We start from the raw sequence: 16,282 nt of genomic DNA, 5'->3' as shown, positions 1-16,282 counted from the left end.
AGCGGGGTCAGGGCAGGGCGGCGACGAGCTCGGGCACCGAGCGGCGCCGGCCGGTGTAGAAGGGGACCTCCTCGCGGACGTGGCGGCGGGCCCGCGACGCGCGCAGCTCGCGCATCAGGTCGACGATGCGATACAGCTCGTCCGCCTCGAAAGCCAGCATCCACTCGTAGTCGCCGAGCGCGAACGAAGCCACCGTGTTCGCACGTACGTCCGGGAAGCCGCGCGCCTGCCGCCCGTGCTCGGCGAGCATCTCGCGGCGCTCCTCGTCGGGCAGCAGGTACCACTCGTAGGAACGCACGAACGGATACACGCACACATACGCCTTCGGCTCCTCGCCGGCCAGGAACGCCGGGAGGTGACTCTTGTTGAACTCCGCCGGCCGGTGCAGCGCCATCTGCGACCACACCGGGGCGAGGTGGCGGCCGAGGGCGGTGCGGCGCAGCAGGCCGTACGCCTCCTGCAGCGCGTCCGCCGACGCCGCGTGCCACCACACCATCAGGTCGGCGTCGGCACGCAGCCCGGACACGTCATAGGTGCCGCGCACGACGACGTCCTTCGCGGCCAGCTGCTCGAAGAGCGACTCCACCTCGCCGGAGAGCGGGTCGCGCAGCGCCGGCAGCGGCCCGGTCGCCCGGAAGACCGACCACATCGTGTACCGGATCGTGGCGTTGAGCTCCTTGATACGCGCCGCGTTGCTCTGTGGTTCCGAGGTCATGACAGTCCTTTCAATACCTCGTCGGCCGCCGTCTCGCCGGATCGCACGCAGATCGGAATGCCGACGCCGTCGTATCCGGCGCCGGCGAGAGCCACCGTCGGGGGCAGGGTCGCGCGCAGGGCGGCCACCCGCTCCACGTGCCCCACCGGGTACTGCGGCAGCGCGCCGCCCCACCGCCGTACCCGCGCGTCCACCGGCTCGGGCAGCCGGGCACCGATCAATGTGGACAGTTCGGTGTGGACGGTGCGGACCAGCTCGGGATCGCCGGTGTGCAGCTGGTGCTCCTCGCCGTACCGCCCGACCGACGCGCGCACCAGCGCCACCCCGTCGTCGCGGCGCAGGTGGGCCCACTTGGTGGAGAAGAACGTGGCAGCCTTGACCAGCGTGCCCTCGCCCGCCGGCACCAGGAATCCGGAGAGGGTGGGCAGCTCCGGGGCGGGCAGGGCGAGCGTCACCAGCGCCACGCTCGCGTAGTCGAGCAGTGGCTCCACACCGAGCAGCCGCGCCGCCCGCCGGGCCGGCAGCGCCAGCACCACCGCGTCCACCGTGTCCGGCCCGACCCGCCACCCGCCGGGCACCCGGGCCAGCTCGCGCACCGGCGTGCCCAGCCGGATCTCCGCGCCGGACGCCTCGGCCACCGCCGCCGCGAGCCGGCTCACGCCCCCGGCGACCGTGGCGAAGACCGGCCCGCCCGCCGGCCGGGGCGCGGCGGCCATCGCGGCTCGCACCGCGCCGGTCAGCGTGTGCTCCACCCGCGCCGCCCGGGCCAGCCCGGGCATCGTGGCGACCAGCGACAGCCCGTCGGCCCGCCCCGCGTACACCCCGCCGAGCAGCGGATCGACGAGCCGGTCGACCACCTCGTCACCCAGCCGCCGCCGGACCAGCGCGCCGACCGTGACGTCCTCCTCCGGACCCAGCAGCGGGCGGCCGCCGTCGCGGTCCCGCTCCGCGTCCGGCCGCGCGACCGCGGCCACTTTCTCCAGATCAGCGGGTACGCCGAGGAGGGTGCCGCCGGGCATCGGCGCGAGCGTGCCGTGGAGCGCCAGCGCGGCCTGCCCGACCGCCGGGTGCACCAGCGCGTCGCCGAGCCCCACCCGGCGGGCCAGCGCCACCGCGGCCGAGTCGCCACCGTCGGCGTCGCGGAGCAGGAACGCCTCCGCCCCCTGCTCCACCGCCGAGCCGGCCGCCGAACCCGTGCTCAGCTTGCCGCCGACCGAGCCCGACTGCTCGTACACCGTGATGGTCGTGCCGGAAGGCGCGCGGTCCCGCAGCCGGAGGGCGGCGGCCAACCCGGCTATCCCACCGCCCACGACCGCGACGTTCGGAGCTCTGCTCACGGCCCCCACGGTAACTAAGCTGCCGACCATGACGGGTGAGCGGGTGGCGGTGGTGACTGGTGCCGCACAGGGCATCGGTCGCCGGGTGGCCGAGGTGTTGGGGGCCGAGGGGTACGCGCTGGCGGTGATGGACCAGCAGCCGGTCGCGGCGGACCTCGCCGTGGTGGGCGACGTGAGCGCGGAGGCCGACGTGATCGCGTTCGCGGCGGCGGTGGACGAGCGGTTCGGGCGGGTCGACGTGGTGGTCAACAACGCGGGTATCGCGTTCATCACGCCGCTGGAGGAGACCACGCTCGACGACTGGCGGCGGGTGATCGACGTCAACCTGACCGGACCGTTCCTGCTGTGCCGCGAGTTCGGGCGGCTGATGCTGGCGGCCGGCGCGGGCACGATCGTCAACATCGCCTCGGTCGCCGGGCTGCGCGGCGTGGTGGACCGCGCGGCCTACAACGCGAGCAAGCACGGGCTGGTCGGGCTCACCCGCACGCTCGCGGCCGAGTGGGGCGGGCGCGGCGTACGGGTCAACGCGGTCTGCCCCGGCTGGGTGAAGACCGAGATGGACGAGGCGTCCCAGGCCGAGGGGGCGTACGGGGACGGCGACATCACCGACCACGTACCGCAGGGGCGCTTCGCCACGCCCGACGACATCGCGCAGGCGGTGGCGTTCCTGGCCGACCCGGCCAGGAGCGGCTTCGTCAACGGCGAGGCGCTCTCGGTCGACGGCGGCTGGAACGCCGACGGCTCCTGGCAGGCGCTGCGCCTGTCAGCGCGCGCTCGCCTCGTGCACTAGCGCGACCACCCGGGTCAGCACCTCCGGGTCGGTCTCCGGCAGCACGCCGTGGCCGAGGTTGAAGACGTGGCCGGGGGCGGCCCGCCCCTCGGCCAGCACGCGGCGCACCTCGCGCTCGACCACCGGCCACGGCGCGAAGAGCACGCACGGGTCGAGGTTGCCCTGCACCGCCCGGTCCGGCCCGACCAGGGCGGTCGCGGTGTCCAGCGGGGTACGCCAGTCGACGCCGACCACGTCCGCGCCGGCCTCGCCCATGGCGGTGAGCAGCTGGGCGGTGCCCAGGCCGAAGTGGATCCGGGGCACGCCCGCGCCCCGCAGCCCCTTCAGCACGTGCGCCGAGTGCGGCAGCACGAAGCGCCGGTAGTCGGCGTCGGAAAGCGTGCCGGCCCAGGAGTCGAAGAGCTGTACCGCCGAGACGCCGGCCGCCACCTGCACGCGGAGGAACTCCAGGGTGATCTCGGCGAGGCGGCCGCAGAGCGCGTGCCAGAGCTCCGGCTGGCCCCACATCATCGCCTTGGTCTTCGCGTGCGTCCGCGACGGCCCGCCCTCGACGAGGTAGCTGGCGAGCGTGAACGGCGCTCCGGCGAAGCCGATCAGCGGGATGGCGCCCATCTCGGGGACGAGCAGCCGCACCGCCTCATCCACATAGGACACGTCTGCCGGGGTGAGCCGCCGCAGCCGGTCCAGGTCGGCCTCGGTGCGGATCGGCTCGGCGACCACCGGCCCGGTGCCCGGCTCGATGTCCAGGTCGATCCCGGCCGCCGCGACCGGTACGACGATGTCGCTGAACAGGATCGCCGCGTCGACGCCGTGGCGCCGTACCGGCTGGAGAGTGATCTCCGCCACCAGGTCGGGGCGGCGGCAGGCCTCCAGCATCGGGATCCCGGCGCGCACCTTCCGGTACTCCGGCAGCGAGCGCCCTGCCTGTCGCATGAACCACACGGGTGTGTACGGAACCGGCAGCCCGCGGCAGGCCCGCACGAAAACGGAGTCCGCGGCGGGCCGCTCGTGGCGGGCCGCACTGCCCTCCATGGTCGTCGTCATCGCGTCCCATGCTCCCACGCCCGGCGGCTGCGACACCTCGCGCCCTCACCCGTGGCGATCTAGGGCGTATGGGGGCGATTGGAGATCTATCACCGCGGATACGGCCTGGATCGCGGGGCCCTGAGCTGGCACCGTCACCCGCTGTCGGCGCGGCGGTCCCCCGCAGTGGCCGAACGCGGCCTAGGCTGCGGGACATGGTGTCTCCGAACGGGCATCCGGAGATCTTCACGCGGGCGGTGGCCGGTCTGAAGGCCGCTACGCCGCGCGCGGAGATCCAGCTGGAGGAGGTGCCCGCGCCGCAGCGGATCGCGCCGTACTCCTACGCGGTGAGCGGCGTCGTCATGAAGGACGGCGAGGAGGTCGCCACCGGCCGGCTGATCCTGCTGCACGACCCGGACGGTCACGAGGCCTGGGACGGCACGCTGCGCCTGGTCACGTACGTGACGGCCGAGCTGGAGCCGGACCTCGCGGCCGACCCGCTGCTGCCCGCGGTCGGCTGGACCTGGCTCACCGACGCGCTGGAGGCGGAGGAGGCCACGCACACCGCGGTCGCCGGCACGGTGACCCAGACGATCTCCACCCGCTTCGGCGACCTGGCCGGCCCGCCAGCCGCGGCCGACATCGAGATCCGCGCCTCGTGGACGCCGACCGGCGACGACCTCGGCGCCCACCTGCTGGCCTGGTGCGCGGTGCTGGCCTCGACCGCCGGCCTCCCGCCGCCCGGCGTCACGGCCCTGCACGGCCACCGCCTGATGGCCTGACCCGCCGCTCAGCGCGCGAAAAGCGGCCGCGGCGAGTCCGCCACGGCCGCCTTCCGGAAACCCGGCTACATGTAGCGTTCGGCCTCGCGGCAGGGGGCCGCGAGGGCGTCCGCGGCCCGTTCGGCCGCCGCCTGGTTGCCGTCGGCCAGCGCCGCGATGAACGCGTTGACCTTGCTGAGGCAGTCGGCGATGACCGCCTTCTCCTTCTCGGTCTGTTCCTTGTCGTTCTTGGTGCCGGTCAGGTCCTGCTCGGTCTGGGTCAGCTTCTCCTGGGCCGCCGTCAGGTCGGCCTTGAGCTTGTCGACCTCGCTGGTCTTCGCCGCGATCGTGTCGTCGCGCTGGCTGACCTGCTGGTCCATCCGCTTCTGGGTGTCGCTCAAGTCGCCGGACTTGCTGATGTACAGCCCGGTCATGACACCTGCGCCGACGAACAGCAGCGCCGCCACGATGCCCAGGATCAGCGGCAGCTGCCCGCGCTTCGGCGGCGGGACCGCGCCGTACGGCGCCCCGTACGAAGGGCCGGACATCGGCGGGCCGGAGAGCGGGGAAGCGGAGTACGGCACCCCGGACAGCGGCCCGGCCGGCGGCGCGGAGGCCGGGTCGTACGAGGGCGGGGGCGCGTAGGCGGGCTGCGCCGCGAAGCCGGCACCGGGGTCGGCCGGCGGGTACGACGGCTGCGCCGGCGGCTGCTCCACCGGCGGGTACGCCGCGGTCGGCGGCTGGGCCGGGTAGGCCGGCGAGGCAGGCTGCGCCGGGTAGGCCGGCGAGGCGGGCTGCGCCGGGTAGGCCGGCGAGGCGGGCTGCGCCGGGTAGGCCGGCGAGGCGGGCTGCGCCGGGTAGGCCGGCGAGGCGGGCTGCGCCGGCGAGTAGGCGGGCGGGCCGGAGGGCTGCGCCGGCACCCCGTACGGCGGCTGCGGCGCGGGCGGCACCGAGCCCTGCTCCGGCGGGTACGTGCCGGCCGGTACCGAGCCGGTCGGGATCGTGTACGCCTGCTCGTTGCCGCCCGGGATCGGCTGCGTCGGCGGCTGGTCACCCGGTGGCGGGTACGGTCCACCGGGGGTGTGAGGCGGGTAGGACATCATTCCTCCTGTGGGCGCTCGGCCGCCCGGTCAGAGCGCGGCGCACCCGGCGGTTCTCGGGCCGGTCGGGGCGCCGCGGCAGCATCAACAGATCTTGAACTCGTCGCAGGCGGTCTTGATCGGCACCGCGAGGCCGATGCCCTCCGCGTCCCGGGCCTTGGCGGTGGCGATGCCGACCACCTGCTTGGCGGCGTTGACCACGGGACCGCCGGAGTTGCCGGGGTTGATCGGAGCGTCGAACTGGATCACCGTGCCGGAGCCACCCTCGTCCTTGCGGATCGCGCTGATCACGCCGGTCGTGACCGTGTCTTCGAGCCCGAGCGGGGCGCCGACGACCACGATCTGCTGGCCCGACTTGGCCGCCTCACGGGCGGTGGCCAGCCCGGTGAACTTGTTGTTGGTGCGTAGCTGGGCGACGTCGTCCTGCTCGTCGACCCGGACGATGGTCGCCGGCCACCGCTGGTCCTTGCGCTCGATGAAGACCTCGCGCTGGCCCGCGACCCACACCGACTCGACCACGTGGAAGTTGGTGAACAGGTTGGTGGTGCTGCCGCTCTGCTGCCCCACCGCGAACGCCGTACCGGTGAACTGCCCGGCCGACACGCGGAACACGCTGGGCAGCACCTCGCTCGAAATCGCCTCGGGGTTGAACGCCTTGCCCGCCGCGGTCTCCAACTCGGCGGTGCGCCCGTCCAGCCCGTCCATCCGCCCCTTGTCGGCGGCCTGCGCCTCGGCGAGCGCCCGGTCTCCGTCGGCGACGCGCCCTTGGAGGTCGCGGATCTGGATGGACTGCACGATCGCGACGGCGCCGAGGATCAGCGCGAGCACCAGCGCGCTCAGCCCCAGCCAGGAGGGGCGGCGGCGGGGCGGCGGCGGGGCCGCGATCGGCGGGTACGGCGCGTACTGCGGCTCACCGCCGGGCAGCCCCGACATGGGCGGCGCGGAGAGCGGGTAGGCCGGAGCCGGGAAGGCGGCGGGCGGCGGCGGAGGGTAGGCGGGTCCCGGAGGTGGCGGCATCGCGCCGAACGGCGGGCTCTGCGGTGGCGGCGGGGGCGGGCCGGGCCGGTAGAGCCCGTCCGGATCGTCGGTGCGCGGCGGCCCACTGGCCGGCGGCCCGGCCGGTGCCACGCCCACCTCTTCCTCGAGCGAGTGGCGCGGACCGGGCACCTGTGCTCCGGGCTGCGCGGACAGCGGGTCGTACCCAGCAGTCATCGAGATCTAGCCCCTCCCCTAGGACGCCCGTTCCACAGTCGCACCTCGGCACAACCCCACCCGAGCCGATCGGCGGCACCGGTGGACCGTACCGGCGGTAACGACGTTTGTCTCCTTCATGCTGACACGGGCGCCGGGTCCGGTGACGTCCGGTGTGAGCGGCCTCCGGTTCGACGCGCCGGGCACCGGCTGCTCGTTGCCAGCCGGCGACCACACTACGGTTGTCGGGTGACCGACGAACCACCCCTGCGCCGTCGGGCCGCGCAACGCCAAGCAGGGGACGGACCACACAGCCGGCCCGCTCCGGCAACCGAAAGCGTGGGGCCCGACCCGATAACGCCTGGCGGGCCCGTACCGCTGACCGCCCCCCGCGAGGGCACCCCGACCCCGATCGAGACGCCCGACCAGCTTGCCGAGGTCGTGGCCCGCTTCGCCGCCGGCACCGGCCCGGTCGCCGTGGACGCCGAGCGCGCCTCCGGCTACCGGTACACGCAGCGCGCGTACCTCGTGCAGCTGCGCCGAGCGGGCGCGGGCAGCGTACTCATCGATCCGCTCCCCCTCGGTGACCTGCGCACGCTCGACGAGGCCATCGCCGACGCCGAATGGGTACTGCACGCCGCGAGCCAGGATCTGCCCTGCCTCGCCGATCTCGGCCTGCGACCGCGTCGCCTTTTCGACACGGAATTGGCCGCTCGGCTGGCCGGATTCGAGCGGGTCGGCCTGGCCGCACTGACCGAACAGCTGCTCGGGTACACACTCGAAAAGCACCACTCGGCCGCCGACTGGTCCACCCGGCCGCTGCCCGAGTCGTGGCTGACGTACGCGGCGCTGGACGTCGAGCTCCTCACCGACCTGCGCGACAAGCTGGCGGCCGAGCTCGCGGCGCAGGGCAAGGACGGCTGGGCCGCCGAGGAGTTCGCGGCGCTGGTCGCCTCCGGCGCGCAGCCGCCCCGGCAGCGCCCGGACCCGTGGCGGCGCACCTCCGGCATCCACCGCATCCGCGGCGCGCGGGCGCAGGCGCGGGTGCGCGCGATGTGGTACGCGCGGGACGAGATCGCCGCCCGCCGCGACTCGGCGCCCGGCCGGGTGCTGCCCGACGCGGCGATCATCGCGGCCGCCGAGCTCGACCCCAAGGACGAGCGGACGCTGCTCACCCTCCCCGGCTTCGGCGGGCGGTCGGTGCGGCGGCTGGCGCGTACCTGGATCGAGGCGCTGGCCAAGGCGCGCGAGCTGCCCGACGACATGCTGCCGGTGGCCCCGCCGCTGGACGGTCCCCCGCCGCCGCACCGGTGGGCCGAGCGCGACCCGATCGCGGCGGCCCGCCTGGCCCGGTGCCGCGAGGTGGTCACCACCGCCGCCGCCGCGCACACGCTGCCGCCGGAAAACCTGATCACACCCGACTCGGTACGCCGGCTGGCCTGGACGCCGCCCGAGGAGATCACGCCGGAGACGGTCGCGGCGACACTTCGCGGGTACGGCGCGCGGGCCTGGCAGGTCGGCTTGATCGCGGACGGCCTGGCGGTCGCGCTCCGCGAGCCCACCCCGTGATCAAAGCTCCCCCCACGTCGCTAGAACGACATGGGGGGAGCTTTGATCACGGGAGCACAGTGACCCGCCCCACAGCCCCGGCCATAGTTACCGGCGGGTAGCATCCTGGGCTAGGAGGTCCGCACGCCCACGAGGAGGCCCTGCTGTGCCCCGTCAAGTCCGGGATGTCGTCTTTGTCGATGGCGTCCGCACACCCTTCGGCAAGGCGGGCGGCATGTACGCCAACACCCGCGCCGACGACCTGGTGATCCGCTGCATCCGCGAACTGCTGCGCCGCAACCCGCAGCTTCCGCCGGAGCGGGTGGAGGAGGTGGCCATCGCCGCCACCACCCAGATCGGTGACCAGGGCCTCACCATCGGCCGCACCGCCGCGCTGCTGTCCGGGCTGCCGAAGACCGTACCCGGGTACGCGATCGACCGGATGTGCGCCGGCGCGATGACCGCGGTCACCACGGTGGCCGGCGGGATCGCCATGGGCGCCTACGACGTGGCGATCGCCGGCGGCGTCGAGCACATGGGGCGCCACCCGATGGGCGAGGGCGTCGACCCCAACCCGCGCATCCTCGCCGAAAAGCTGGTCGACCCGTCCGCGCTGGTCATGGGCGCGACCGCGGAAAACCTGCACGACCGGCTGCCGCGGGTGACGAAGGAGCGCGCGGACGCGTTCGGCCTGGCCTCGCAGGAGAAGACCGCCAAGGCGTACGCGGACGGCAGGATCCAGCAGGACCTGGTACCGGTGGCCGTGCGCGACCCGGAGGCCGGCTGGGGCCTGGCGACCGCCGACGAGGCACCGCGCGAGACGAGCCTCGCGAAGCTGGCGACCCTGAAGACCCCGTTCCGCCCGCACGGCCGGGTGACCGCGGGCAACGCCGCCGGCCTCAACGACGGCGCCACCGCGAGCATCATCGCCGCCGAAGACGTGGCCCGTGAGCTGGGCCTGCCGGTGGCGATGCGACTGGTGTCGTACGGCTTCGTCGGGGTCGAGCCCGAGGTGATGGGCTACGGCCCGATCCCGAGCACCGAGAAGGCGCTGCGGATCGCCGGGCTCTCCATCGGCGACATCGGCCTCTTCGAGCTGAACGAGGCGTTCGCGGTGCAGGTGCTCGCGTTCCTCGACCACTTCGGCATCGCCGACGACGACCCGCGGGTGAACGCCTGGGGCGGCGCGATCTCGGTCGGCCACCCGCTCGCCTCCTCCGGCGTACGGCTGATGACGCAGCTCGCGCGGCAGTTCGCCGAGCACCCCGAGGTGCGGTACGGCCTGACGGCGATGTGCATCGGCATCGGCATGGGTGGGACGGTCATCTGGGAGAACCCGCTGTGGGAGGCAAAGTGACGTACCAGGAGGTTGTCACCAGGTCGTTGCTGCGCCTGGTGCACGTGCCCGGCCTGGACAAGCCGGCCGCACTGATCACATTGGACAACGGCTTCGACCACAAGAAGCCGAACACGCTCGGCCCCGAAGGGCTGGCCAGCCTCGACGCGGCCATCACGGCGGCGCTCGCCGCGGAGCCGGCGTTCGTGGCGGTGACCGGCAAGCCGTACATCTTCTGCGTCGGCGCGGACGTGACCGGCCTGCCCACGATCACCGACCGCGAGCAGGCGCTGCAGATCGGCCGCGAGGGGCACCGGGTCTTCGCCCGGCTCAAGCAGAGGGCGGTGCCGACGTTCGCGTTCGTGAACGGCGCGGCGATGGGCGGCGGGCTCGAGCTGGCGCTGCACTGCCACTACCGCACGCTCTCCGGCGGCGCGGCCGCGCTCGCGTTTCCCGAGGTGCTGCTCGGGCTCGTACCCGGCTGGGGTGGCACGCAGCTGCTGCCCAACCTGATCGGCATCGCGCCCGCGGCCCAGGTGATCATCCAGAACCCGCTCACCCAGAACAAGATGCTCAGGCCGGCCCAGGCCGCCGAGCTGGGCATCACCGACGTTCTGCTGGAGCCGGCCGACTTCCTGGAGCGCTCCCTGGAGTGGGCGGCCGGTGTCGTACGCGGCGAGGTCACCGTCACCCGCCCCGAGGTCGACAAGGACATGTGGGACGGCGTGCTCTTCTTCGCGAAGAAGACGCTCGACGACCGGCTGCACGGCGCCGTCCCGTCGGCCAACCGGGCGCTGGAGCTGCTCGGCCTGGCGAAGGAGGCGCCGTTCGCGGAGGGTACCGCCGCCGAGGACGAGGCCCTCGCCGACCTGGTGATGACCGACGAGCTGCGCAGCGGCCTGTACGCGTTCGACCTCGTGCAGCGCCGCGCCAAGCGCCCGGCCGGGGCTCCCGCGCCGGCGCTGGCCCGCGACGTCACCAAGGTCGGCCTGGTCGGCGCGGGCCTGATGGCCGGCCAGATCGCGCTGCTGTTCGCCCGCCGCCTGGAGGTGCCGGTCGTGCTGACCGACCTCGACCAGGCCCGGGTCGACAAGGGCGTCGCGTACGTGCACGGCGAGATCGACAAGATGGCCGCCAAGGGGCGGCTGGACGCCGGCAAGGCCGCCAAGCTGCACGGCCTGATCAGCGGCTCGGTCGACAAGGGCGTATTCGCCGACGCCGACCTCGTGGTCGAGGCGGTCTTCGAAGACCTCAAGGTCAAGAAGCAGGTCTGGGCCGAGCTGGAGAAAATCGTCAAGCCGGAGGCGGTGCTGGCGACCAACACCTCCTCGCTGTCGGTCACCGAGATGGCGGCCGACCTGGAGCACCCCGAGCGGGTGGTCGGCTTCCACTTCTTCAACCCGGTCGCGGTGATGCCGCTGCTGGAGATCATCCGGGGCGAGCGGACCGACGACGCCACGCTGGCCACCGCGTTCGCGGTCGGCAAGGAGCTGAAGAAGTCCTGCGTGCTGGTCAAGGACGCGCCCGCGTTCGTGGTCAACCGGCTGCTGACCCGCTTCCTCGGCGAGATCTTCGCGGCCGTGGACGAGGGCACCCCGCTCGACGTGGCCAACGAGGCGCTCGACCCGCTCGGCCTGCCGATGCGGCCGCTGCCGCTGCTCCAGCTCGTCGGCCCCGCGGTCGCGTACCACGTCGGCGGCATCCTGCACGCGGCGTTCCCGGACCGCTTCCCGGTCAGCGACAACCTGCGCCGGGTCGCCGAGTCCGGCAAGCCGTTCCTGGTCGACGACGAGGTCAACCCGGAGGTGGCCGGGCTGCTGGCGTTCGGCGACCAGCCGTCCACAGCGGAGCGGGTACGCCAGCGGGCCCTGGAGGCGCTCGCCCAGGAGGCCCGGCTGATGCTGGACGAGGGCGTGGTCGCCGAGGCGCAAGACATCGACCTCTGCCTGATCCTGGGCGGCGGCTGGCCGTTCCACCTGGGCGGCATCACGCCGTACCTGGATCGGACCGGCACGTCCGAGCGGGTGACCGGCCGGCTGTTCCTGCCCCAAGGAGTGGCTAGCCTGCCTCGCGGGGTGGCCAGCCTGCCGTGATTCACGGCTTTTAGGCCGCTTGCGCCCCGATCCTGCCTAGTGTGATCACCATGCGCGGGATCGGGGCGCTGCTCGTCGTGGTGCTGCTGGCCGGATGCGCGCGGGGCGCACCCGCCGCCGGCGAGTTCCGGCCGGCGGTGGCCGGCGAGCTCACCGTCGCAACGGCCACGCTGCCGCTGCCGGGCTTCTGGGAGGAGCCGGGCGGATTCGAGTACGGCCTCGCCGAGGCGCTCGCCGGCCGCTTCCACCTGCGGACGCGGGTGGTACGGGTGCCGTTCGAGCGGATCGTCTCCGGCGACCTGGGCGGGGCTGACCTGGCCCTGTCCCAGGTGACCGCGACCCCGGACCGCGAGCGGGTGCTCGACTTCTCCGGGCCGTACCTGGCGGCCACGCCGGCCGGGCTGGCCCGGAGCGCGATCCCGGACCTCGCGGCGGCCCGGGACACCCGATGGGCGGTCAAGCGCGGTACGACGCTCGCCGCCGTCCTGACCGGCTTCGTCCGGCCCAGCACGCCGCCCGCGTTCACCGCCGACGAGCCGGCCGCGCTCACCCTCCTGGCGGCCGGATCCGTGGACGCGGTGCTGCTGGACCTGCCGGTCGCGCTCGTCCTCGCGCACCGCTCGGACGGGACGCTGCGGGTCGCGGTGCAGGTCTCCACGGACGACGCGCTCGCGGTCGCCCTCCCGAAGGGCTCGGCCAACGCCGAGGCGGTCGACTCGGCGGTCCGCGCCTTCACCAGCGACGGCACGATCGACCGGCTCGCGCGGCGCTGGCTCGGCGCCGACGTACGCGACGCACAGGCCGACGTACCGGTCATCGGGCGGGACCGGTGACCGCCCCCGACGGCCCGGCGTGGGAGTTCCTGCTCCTGTTCGCCGTGGTGATCGGCGGGCCGCTGCTGCTGGAGCGGGCCCGGGTGCCGGGCATCATCGGGCTGCTGCTCGGCGGGTACGCGATCGGCCCCAACGGCTTCGGCTGGATCAGCCAGGCCAGCGACACCCTGCCCGACCTGGGCCAGCTCGGCCTGCTGTACCTGATGTTCGTGGCCGGGCTGGAGCTCGACCTCGCGCTGCTGCGCGCGTACCGCCGCTCGGCGATCTCGTTCGGGCTGCTCACGTTCGCGGCGCCGATGGCGGCCGGCACGGCGGTCGGCTTCGCGCTCGGCTGGGGCGCGCCGGCCGCGCTCCTGCTCGGCTCGCTGCTCGCCTCGCACACGCTCATCGTGTACCCGCTGATCCGGGGCGGCGGCCTGGGCTCCGATCCCGCGGTCGCCACGGCGGTCGGCGCCACCGTGCTCACCGACACGCTCGCGCTGATCGTGCTGGCGGTCGTCGCCGGTACCGCCGGCAGCGCCGCCTCGACCTGGGAGGTGCTGCTGCGGCTGGTCGCCGGCTTCGCCGTACTCGGCGGGTTCTGTTTCTACACGCTGCCCCGCGCGGCCCGGTGGTGCTTCCGGCGGCTCGGCGGCGAACGCACGGTGCGCTACCTCGTCGCGATCGCAGGCTTCCTCGCCGCTGCCGTACTCGCCCAGGTCTTCGGCATCGAGGGGATCGTGGGCGCGTTCTTCGCCGGGCTCGCGCTCAACCGCCTCGTCCCCAACGAGGGGCGGCTGATGGACCGGATCGACTTCTTCGGCGCGGCCGTGTTCATCCCGGTCTTCCTCGTCTCGGTCGGGCTGATCCTCGACCCCCGGGTGATCGCCCAGCCGAGCACGCTCGGCCTGGCCGCGCTCTTCGTCGTGGCCTGCGTGGGTGGCAAGGCGCTCGCCGCCTGGCTGGCCCGCGTGCTGCTCGGCTTCTCCGGGTCCCGGGCCGGCGTGATGTTCGCGCTGACCACGCCGCAGGCCGCCGCCACGCTCGCGTCGACCACCATCGGGTACCAGATCGGCCTTTTCGGCACCTCGGTGGTCAACGCGGTGCTCGTGCTGATCCTGGTCAGCCTCGTCGTGTCGCCGATCGCCGGCCGCCGCTTCATGCGCCAGGTGCCCCGCCCGTCCGCCACCGACCGCCCGCTCGGCGCCCGTGTCGTGCTCGCGGTGTCCACAGTGGAGCCACCGCCGGAGGTCTTCCGGCTGGCCGCGCGGATCGCCGCACCGGACGGCGGCGTGGTACACCCGGTCCTGCTGCGCCGCGAGTCGGACCCGGCCCACGACACGGCGGCGGTCAGCGCCCTGGAGGCCGCGGCGAGCGCGCACGGCGTCGACGGCGCCGGGGCGGTGGTGGTCGACCGCTCGCTGGCGGCCGGCATCGCCCACGCGGCCGCGGCCCACCTGGCCACGCTGGTGGTCGTGGACGGTCCGATGTGGTCGGACACGGCCGGGGTGGCGCCGCCCGCGCCGGTACTGGAATACCGCGGCACCGACGGCGCCCTACTCCACGCCGCCCCGACCCCCGACCTCGCCGCCGAACTAGGCCGCCGCGCCGCCACGTCGATCGACGCCTAGCCGCCCGGCCCCACGCCGGTGATCGAAGCTCCCGTCAAGTCGTTCTACCGACTTGAGGGGAGCTTCGATCACCGGCGGGTCTCTAGAGCGTGCGGGCCAGGCGGTCGGCGACCAGGCGGGTGAAGCGCGCCGGGTCGGGCAGCTCGCCGCCCTCCGCCAGCAGCGCCGTGCCGTAGAGCAGCTCGGCGGCCTCGGCCAGCGTGGGGTCGTCCGGCTTGGCCGCGTGCGCGGCGCGCAGCCCGGTGACCAGCGCGTGGTCGGGGTTGAGCTCGAGGATCCGCTTGGTCCGGGGCAGTTCCTGGCCCATCGCCCGGTACATCTTCTCCAGCGTCGGGGTGATGTCGTGCTCGTCGCCGACGATGCACGCGGCCGAGGTGGTCAGCCGGGTCGAGAGGCGGACCTCCTTGACGTCGTCGGCCAGCGTGCCGCCGAGCCACGACAGCAGCTCCGCGAAGTCGGCCGCCTGCTCCGCGGGCGGTTCGGACTCGCCGAGGTCGACCTTGCCCTTCGCCACCGACTGCAACGGCTTGCCGTCGAACTCGGTGACCTGCTCGACCCACACCTCGTCGACCGGGTCGGTCAGGATCAGCACCTCGTACCCCTTGGCCAGGAACGCCTCCAGGTGCGGCGAGTGCTCGACCATGGCCCGCGACTCGCCGGTCATGTAGTAGATGTCCTTCTGGCCGTCCTTCATCCGCTCGACGTACTCGCGCAGGGAGGTCGACTCGGCGGCGGTCGAGGCCAGCAGCGTCAGGTCGAGCAGCTGCTCCCGGTTGTCCGGGTCTTCGAGCAGCCCTTCCTTCAGGGCCCGGCCGAACTCGCTCCAGAACGTGCCGTACTTCTCCGCGTCGGCGGCCTTGAGGTCTTTGAGCGTGGAGAGCACCTTCTTGGCCAGCCGGCGGCGTACCACCTGGATCTGGCGGTCCTGCTGCAGGATCTCGCGGGAGATGTTGAGCGAGAGGTCGTGCGCGTCCACGACGCCCTTGACGAAGCGCAGGTACTGCGGGACCAGCGCCTCGCAGTCGTCCATGATGAAGACCCGCTTGACGTAGAGCTGCACGCCGCGCTTGCCGTCCCGCGAGAACAGGTCGAACGGGGCGTGGGCCGGCACGAAGAGCAGCGCCTCGTACTCGAAGGTGCCCTCGCCCTTCATGTGGATCGTCTCGAGCGGGTCGGTCCAGTCGTGGCTGACGTGCTTGTAGAACTCGTGGTACTCCTCGGCGCCGACCTCCGCGCGGGGCCGCGCCCAGAGTGCCTTCATCGAGTTGAGCGGCTGCTCCTCACCGGCCATCCGGATCGGCCACGCGATGAAGTCCGAGTACCGCTTGACGATCTCCCGGATCTTCCACTCCGCGGTGTAGTCGAAGAGCTGGTCCTCGGGGTCTTCCGGCTTGAGGTGGAGGGTTACCGAGGTGCCCTGCGGCGCCTCGTCGAGCGACTCGATCTCGTACGTCCCCTCGCCGCTGGACTCCCAGAAGGTGCCCGCGCTCTCGCCGGCCCGGCGGCTGACCAGCGTGACCTTGTCGGCGACCATGAACGTCGAGTAGAAACCGACCCCGAACTGCCCGATCAGCTCCGCCGACGCGCCGCTGTCCGGTGCCTCGCGCAGCTTTCGCAGCATTTCCGCGGTGCCCGACTTGGCGATCGTGCCGATGAGCGAGACCACGTCGTCGTGGCTCATCCCGATGCCGTTGTCGCGGATGGCCAGCGTGCGCTTTTCCTTGTCGACCTCGATCTCGATGTGCAGGTCGGAGGTGTCGACCTGGAGCTCCTTGTTGGTCAGGGACTCCAGCCGCATCTTGTCCAGCGCGTCCGAGGCATTGGAGATCAGCTCGCGGAGGAAGATGTCCTTGTTCGAGTAGATCGAATGGACCATCAGATGCAGGAGCTGCCGCGTCTCCGCCTGAAACTCCAGCGTTTCCCTGCCCACCGAGACTCCTTTCCC

General features: G+C 73.3%; 13 protein-coding genes. 7 read left to right on the top strand and 6 right to left on the bottom strand.

Annotated features, from left to right (window positions below):
• Window positions 1–7 precede the first annotated feature (7 nt).
• Both hemQ and hemG read right to left on the bottom strand, forming a co-directional pair.
• Window positions 8–715 (bottom strand): hydrogen peroxide-dependent heme synthase, encoded by a 708-nt coding sequence (gene hemQ / locus RB614_RS18690; RefSeq protein ID WP_308713815.1) that lies wholly within the window; start codon window positions 713–715, stop codon window positions 8–10.
• A complete protein-coding gene (gene hemG, locus RB614_RS18685; protein ID WP_428983044.1) occupies window positions 712–2,082 on the bottom strand; it encodes a protoporphyrinogen oxidase in 1,371 nt (456 codons plus the stop codon). Before hemG ends, hemQ begins: the two co-directional genes overlap by 4 nt.
• Here hemG and RB614_RS18680 point away from each other — a divergent pair.
• Window positions 2,081–2,842, top strand: coding sequence for an SDR family NAD(P)-dependent oxidoreductase (locus RB614_RS18680; RefSeq protein WP_308713813.1), 762 nt, complete (start codon window positions 2,081–2,083; stop codon window positions 2,840–2,842). The genes hemG and RB614_RS18680 overlap by 2 nt on opposite strands.
• Here RB614_RS18680 and hemE read toward each other — a convergent pair.
• A complete protein-coding gene (gene hemE / locus RB614_RS18675; RefSeq protein ID WP_308713812.1) occupies window positions 2,816–3,886 on the bottom strand; it encodes a uroporphyrinogen decarboxylase in 1,071 nt (356 codons plus the stop codon). The two genes, RB614_RS18680 and hemE, sit on opposite strands and share 27 nt — an antisense overlap.
• Before the next feature lie 194 nt (window positions 3,887–4,080).
• Between hemE and RB614_RS18670 the strand changes: the two genes are divergently transcribed.
• The gene (locus RB614_RS18670; protein ID WP_308713811.1) at window positions 4,081–4,647 is read left to right on the top strand and encodes a DUF3000 domain-containing protein; all 567 of its coding nucleotides are present in this window, start codon (window positions 4,081–4,083) and stop codon (window positions 4,645–4,647) included.
• Between the two features lie 65 nt (window positions 4,648–4,712).
• Here the strand turns inward: RB614_RS18670 and RB614_RS18665 are convergent, their stop codons facing one another.
• Together RB614_RS18665 and RB614_RS18660 are read right to left on the bottom strand one after the other, a co-directional pair.
• Window positions 4,713–5,726: a hypothetical protein gene (locus RB614_RS18665; protein WP_308713810.1), complete on the bottom strand. Its 1,014-nt coding sequence runs from the start codon at window positions 5,724–5,726 to the stop codon at window positions 4,713–4,715.
• 84 nt (window positions 5,727–5,810) lie between these two features.
• Entirely contained in the window at window positions 5,811–6,938 is a 1,128-nt protein-coding gene (locus tag RB614_RS18660) for a S1C family serine protease (protein WP_308713809.1), read from the bottom strand.
• Between the two features lie 228 nt (window positions 6,939–7,166).
• Between RB614_RS18660 and RB614_RS18655 the strand changes: the two genes are divergently transcribed.
• The 5 genes from RB614_RS18655 to RB614_RS18635 all read left to right on the top strand — a co-directional run bounded on the left by RB614_RS18655 (window position 7,167) and on the right by RB614_RS18635 (window position 14,337).
• Window positions 7,167–8,486 (top strand): ribonuclease D, encoded by a 1,320-nt coding sequence (locus RB614_RS18655; RefSeq protein ID WP_308713808.1) that lies wholly within the window; start codon window positions 7,167–7,169, stop codon window positions 8,484–8,486.
• A 145-nt stretch (window positions 8,487–8,631) separates the two neighbouring features.
• Window positions 8,632–9,822, top strand: coding sequence for a thiolase family protein (locus RB614_RS18650; protein WP_308713807.1), 1,191 nt, complete (start codon window positions 8,632–8,634; stop codon window positions 9,820–9,822).
• On the top strand, window positions 9,819–11,894 hold the full coding sequence (locus tag RB614_RS18645; RefSeq protein WP_308713806.1) for a 3-hydroxyacyl-CoA dehydrogenase NAD-binding domain-containing protein: 2,076 nt from the start codon (window positions 9,819–9,821) through the stop codon (window positions 11,892–11,894). Before RB614_RS18650 ends, RB614_RS18645 begins: the two co-directional genes overlap by 4 nt.
• Window positions 11,895–11,944: 50 nt before the next feature.
• Window positions 11,945–12,727, top strand: a complete 783-nt coding sequence (locus tag RB614_RS18640; RefSeq protein ID WP_308713805.1) for an ABC transporter substrate-binding protein — start codon at window positions 11,945–11,947, stop codon at window positions 12,725–12,727.
• Window positions 12,724–14,337 carry a cation:proton antiporter gene (locus RB614_RS18635; RefSeq protein ID WP_308713804.1) on the top strand — a complete coding sequence of 538 codons (1,614 nt, stop codon included), beginning with the start codon at window positions 12,724–12,726 and terminating at the stop codon, window positions 14,335–14,337. Before RB614_RS18640 ends, RB614_RS18635 begins: the two co-directional genes overlap by 4 nt.
• A gap of 82 nt (window positions 14,338–14,419) precedes the next feature.
• Here RB614_RS18635 and htpG read toward each other — a convergent pair whose 3' ends face one another.
• Window positions 14,420–16,267 carry a molecular chaperone HtpG gene (gene htpG, locus RB614_RS18630; RefSeq protein WP_308713803.1) on the bottom strand — a complete coding sequence of 616 codons (1,848 nt, stop codon included), beginning with the start codon at window positions 16,265–16,267 and terminating at the stop codon, window positions 14,420–14,422.
• Between the last annotated feature and the right edge of the window lie 15 nt (window positions 16,268–16,282).

The organism is Phytohabitans maris, from assembly GCF_031085175.1.
Classification (GTDB): Bacteria; Actinomycetota; Actinomycetes; order Mycobacteriales; family Micromonosporaceae; genus Phytohabitans; species Phytohabitans maris.
The sequence above is the reverse complement of the archived record's forward strand: the minus strand, read 5'-3'. Positions and strand labels throughout refer to the sequence as shown.

Bases quoted from the DNA above. Each gene is read 5' to 3' on its own strand.
- hemE (WP_308713812.1), bottom strand. From the start codon at position 3,886: ATGACGACGACCATGGAGGGCAGTGCGGCCCGCCACGAGCGGCCCGCC.
- hemG (WP_428983044.1), bottom strand. From the start codon at position 2,082: ATGGTCGGCAGCTTAGTTACCGTGGGGGCCGTGAGCAGAGCTCCGAAC.
- hemQ (WP_308713815.1), bottom strand. From the start codon at position 715: ATGACCTCGGAACCACAGAGCAACGCGGCGCGTATCAAGGAGCTCAAC.
- RB614_RS18680 (WP_308713813.1), top strand. From the start codon at position 2,081: ATGACGGGTGAGCGGGTGGCGGTGGTGACTGGTGCCGCACAGGGCATC.
- RB614_RS18660 (WP_308713809.1), bottom strand. From the start codon at position 6,938: ATGACTGCTGGGTACGACCCGCTGTCCGCGCAGCCCGGAGCACAGGTG.
- RB614_RS18670 (WP_308713811.1), top strand. From the start codon at position 4,081: ATGGTGTCTCCGAACGGGCATCCGGAGATCTTCACGCGGGCGGTGGCC.
- RB614_RS18640 (WP_308713805.1), top strand. From the start codon at position 11,945: ATGCGCGGGATCGGGGCGCTGCTCGTCGTGGTGCTGCTGGCCGGATGC.
- RB614_RS18665 (WP_308713810.1), bottom strand. From the start codon at position 5,726: ATGTCCTACCCGCCTCACACCCCCGGTGGACCGTACCCGCCACCGGGT.